At 43.6% G+C, this 564-nt stretch carries 1 protein-coding gene; it reads left to right on the top strand.

The genetic code is table 11. The annotated features are described in order from the left end of the window. Positions 1-564: portal protein (locus MCY_RS06595; RefSeq protein WP_007347588.1), on the top strand; the 564-nt coding region annotated here is incomplete at both ends.

The following is a 564-nucleotide window of genomic DNA, read 5'->3' as shown; positions in this document are numbered from 1 at the left end:
GTTAGATATCCAAAAATCGGTTTATGCCACTTCTCGTGCGAAGAACCCAATCTTTGATGGTTCTCTAGGCATGTATAATGGTGTTGTTTTACGCGGGATGGTTACGCTCGTTGAATGCCGTTGGTTTGAAAGTGAAAGATATTACAAAGCCCCTGATTTCGAAACGGGTGAATTGCGTGATTATAGCGAAGAGGAATTTAAGCAATTACAGTGCATGATGCCCAATATTCAGGGGGCGGCTTTCAATAAAAAGGTTGTAAAACGTGCCTTTTTAGGGAGGAAATTGCTTGAATGCCCGGATCAACCTTTGGTTCCAGCAGGTCAATTGGGTTGGGAGTGTATCACGGGGTATTTTGACAAGATAGAACGGCAATTTTATGGGGTTGTCCGTCCGACAAAAGATCCACAACGATGGGCGAATAAATATTTTAGTCAGGTCATGCATATTCTCAACAGCCAATCCAAGGGCGGGATAATGGCAGAGAGGGGTGCATTTGAAGATGAGAGAGAAGCTGTAAAGAGTTGGAGCCGGGTAGATAGTATTACGGTTTTGAAAAATGGTGC

The organism is Bartonella rattimassiliensis 15908, assembly GCF_000278215.1.
GTDB classification, from domain to species: domain Bacteria; phylum Pseudomonadota; class Alphaproteobacteria; order Rhizobiales; family Rhizobiaceae; genus Bartonella; species Bartonella rattimassiliensis.
Note: the sequence above shows the minus strand (reverse complement) of the source record. Positions and strands in the feature narration are given on the sequence as shown.